Below are 2988 nucleotides of genomic sequence, written 5' to 3'. Positions count from 1 at the left end.
AGTGTGGGGTTTCCCCATGTGAGAGTAGGTCATCGTCAAGATTAAATTCCGAAACCCCTATCTGCTGATGCAGGTAGGGGTTTTGTTTTGCCCGCGGGAAAGTCATTTTGTGTTTCTATGCAACTGTCTTGCGCATGGCTATCATGCGGGCCTCATTATCAGGGCGCAGTCCGCATGCTCACGTTGCTAAAACTTCTGAAGGATGGTCGCTTTCATTCAGGGCAGGCGCTGGGTGCTGCGCTGGGTATCAGTCGTAGTGCTGTATGGAAGCAATTACAGCACTTGGAAGCAGAAATAGGGTTGTCTGTTCATAAGGTTCGAGGTAGGGGGTATCAGTTGGCTAAGCCTCTGGTGCTTTTGGATGCTGCAGAGATTTGCGCAAAAGGCCTTCGCGAGTGGCCTGTCCATATCTTTGACGCTATTGACTCGACCAACGCCGAGGCGCTGCGTTTGATCGAGCGTGGGGCGGCGGCGCCGTTCATGGTTTTGGCTGAGCGACAGATCGCTGGTCGTGGTCGTCGTGGTCGTAAGTGGGTCAGTCCGTTCGCCGAAAACCTCTACCACAGCCTAGTGCTACGCATTGACGGCGGTATGCGACAGATCGAAGGGCTGAGCCTGGTCGTCGGGCTTGCTGTCATGCATGCCCTGCGTGATATGGGGATCGCTGAGGCGGGGCTGAAATGGCCTAATGATGTCCTGGTGGGAGAGAAAAAGATCGCCGGCATCTTGCTTGAGTTGGTGGGGGATCCTGCGGACGTTTGTCACGTTGTCCTTGGGGTGGGGATTAATGTGAATATGCAATCGACTGATGAGGTCGACCAGCAATGGACATCCATGTGTCTTGAGGCAGGAAGGGATTTTGATCGAAATGAGCTGGTCGCACGATTGGGTGCGAAGCTTCAGCGCTATCTGAGGCTTCATCACGCATCGGGGTTTGCTGCAATACAGTCGGAGTGGGAGCAATACCATCTTTGGCAGGGCAGGGCTGTCTCCCTGATTGCCGGTGTTAATAAAATTGACGGTATTGTGCTGGGCATTGATCACCAGGGTGCGCTGCGTTTGAAGGTAGACGGTGTGGAAAAAAACTTTAGCGGTGGTGAGCTCAGCCTGAGGTTGCGTGATGATTCTTGAGCTTGACTGCGGCAATAGCTTTATCAAATGGCGTGTTCTTCGTGCCGATGGGGTGACGCCGGTCGAAGGTGGCGTGGTCAGCTCTGACAGCGATTTGCTGGTGAGCCTGAGCCATGCCGAGAAGTTCCAACTCAAGAAATGTCGTCTTGTTAGTGTAAGGACTCCGGAGGAGACGGATTCATTGGTCGCCTCTCTCGTTGATGTATTTGGGGTGTCGGTGACCCGCGCTGTGCCTGCCCGAGAAATGGCGGGGGTGAAAAACGGCTACCAGGATTACGAGCGGTTGGGGCTTGATCGATGGTTGGCCTTGCTGGGTGGGTACCATCTTGCTTCAGGCGCGTGCCTGGTCCTTGATTTCGGTACTGCCATTACGGCTGATTTTGTGGCGGCGGATGGTGAGCATCTCGGTGGATTCATTTGTCCGGGCATGCCTTTGATGCGTAACCAACTGCGTACTCATACGCGAAGAATTCGCTATGACGATATGGCTGCCGAGCGTGCCCATGAAAGTCTCGCTCCAGGTCGGACAACTGTCGAAGCGGTCGAGCGCGGTTGCATGCTGATGCTCAGGGGGTTTGTCCTGACTCAGCTTGAATTGGCGCAGCAATATTGGGGGGAGGATTTCGTGGTGTTTCTCACGGGTGGGGACGCCAATCTGGTTTCCGGGGTTGTTCCTGATGCCAAGGTGGTGCCCGACCTGGTTTTTGTCGGTTTGGCGATGGCCTGTCCCTTGTCTTGAGGTTTTCTATGCGGTGGTTGTTTCTGTTGTTGCTGGTTTTGAATGTCTTCTACTACATCTGGCATCAGCAGGAGGCCCCGCTTCGCGCCAAGGATGTGACTCCGCTCAGTTTGTACCGCGGTTCGCAGCAGGATATTCACCTGTTGAGCGAAACGGCGGATGCGCTTGTCAGGCGCGACCTGGGTAAATCCGGTGAGGCGCAAAAGACTTGTGTTTACTTGGGTGGTTTTGTTCGTCCGGAGCTGGCCAGGCAGTTGGAGCAGCGATTGGCTGCCTCGGGCGTCGTAAGTCGTTCTGCTGCGCCGAACTCGCCAAATGCCCCTGAGGGTGGGGGATTCTGGGTTCAGGTTTCCCAGGAAAGCGTGGGAAAGGTGAATGAAGCGTTGCTTCAAAACCTTTCTAAAGAATTCAATGAGTTAAAACATAAAATAATGCCGTGCGAGGGGGTTGCACCCGCTGGGTAGTTTGCATAGAATGGCGCCCGCTTCGCAGCGAAGACCTTTAAAGGTTAGCGGTACGAAGCGACGTCAACGCAGCTAACCTCAGGTTTTTAATGAGAAAATGCTTGACAGAAGGCTGGCATGATATAGAATGCCGGCTCGCTTAGGAGGGGTTCCCGAGCGGCCAAAGGGATCAGACTGTAAATCTGACGTCTACGACTTCGAAGGTTCGAATCCTTCCCCCTCCACCATTTTTAGCGTGAGCTGCAAGCTCCGCGGGTATAGTTTAGTGGTAGAACCTCAGCCTTCCAAGCTGATGATGCGGGTTCGATTCCCGCTACCCGCTCCAAGTTTGCAGGTTGTGCAAAGTGTTTCGCTCTTGTAGCTCAGTTGGTAGAGCACACCCTTGGTAAGGGTGAGGTCAGCGGTTCAAATCCGCTCAAGAGCTCCATATAACAAGGCAGATATGAAAATATCTGCCTTTGTTTTAATGGCTTGTGTGACTCGCTAAATTCTTCTCCTAGGGGTGATTTCGATGGCTAAGGAAAAGTTCGAACGTAATAAGCCGCACGTCAACGTCGGTACCATCGGTCACGTTGACCACGGTAAAACCACGCTGACCGCTGCTCTGACCCGTGTCTGCTCCGAAGTTTTCGGTTCGGCCAAGGTTGACTTCGA

The 2988-nt window shown here is 53.6% G+C and carries 4 protein-coding genes and 3 tRNA genes; all 7 read left to right on the top strand.

Annotation, left to right across the window (positions count from 1 at the left end):
- Window positions 1-174 precede the first annotated feature (174 nt).
- Window positions 175-1131 (top strand): bifunctional biotin--[acetyl-CoA-carboxylase] ligase/biotin operon repressor BirA, encoded by a 957-nt coding sequence (gene birA / locus BLO97_RS30415; protein ID WP_092151219.1) that lies wholly within the window; start codon window positions 175-177, stop codon window positions 1129-1131.
- The gene (locus BLO97_RS30410; protein ID WP_092151216.1) at window positions 1121-1870 is read left to right on the top strand and encodes a pantothenate kinase; all 750 of its coding nucleotides are present in this window, start codon (window positions 1121-1123) and stop codon (window positions 1868-1870) included. Before birA ends, BLO97_RS30410 begins: the two co-directional genes overlap by 11 nt.
- A gap of 8 nt (window positions 1871-1878) precedes the next feature.
- The gene (locus BLO97_RS30405) at window positions 1879-2334 is read left to right on the top strand and encodes a hypothetical protein (protein WP_063324138.1); all 456 of its coding nucleotides are present in this window, start codon (window positions 1879-1881) and stop codon (window positions 2332-2334) included.
- A 142-nt stretch (window positions 2335-2476) separates the two neighbouring features.
- Window positions 2477-2561, top strand: a tRNA-Tyr gene (locus BLO97_RS30400).
- 24 nt (window positions 2562-2585) lie between these two features.
- Window positions 2586-2659 (top strand) — tRNA-Gly (locus tag BLO97_RS30395).
- Between the two features lie 26 nt (window positions 2660-2685).
- Window positions 2686-2761, top strand: a tRNA-Thr gene (locus BLO97_RS30390).
- Window positions 2762-2845: 84 nt separating this feature from the next.
- The coding region (locus BLO97_RS30385) for a GTP-binding protein (RefSeq protein WP_256326681.1) at window positions 2846-2988 on the top strand (143 nt) is incomplete at its 3' end.

This window comes from Pseudomonas sp. NFACC05-1, from assembly GCF_900100135.1.
Lineage (GTDB): Bacteria > Pseudomonadota > Gammaproteobacteria > Pseudomonadales > Pseudomonadaceae > Aquipseudomonas > Aquipseudomonas fluorescens_Q.
Note: the sequence above shows the minus strand (reverse complement) of the source record. Positions and strands in the feature narration are given on the sequence as shown.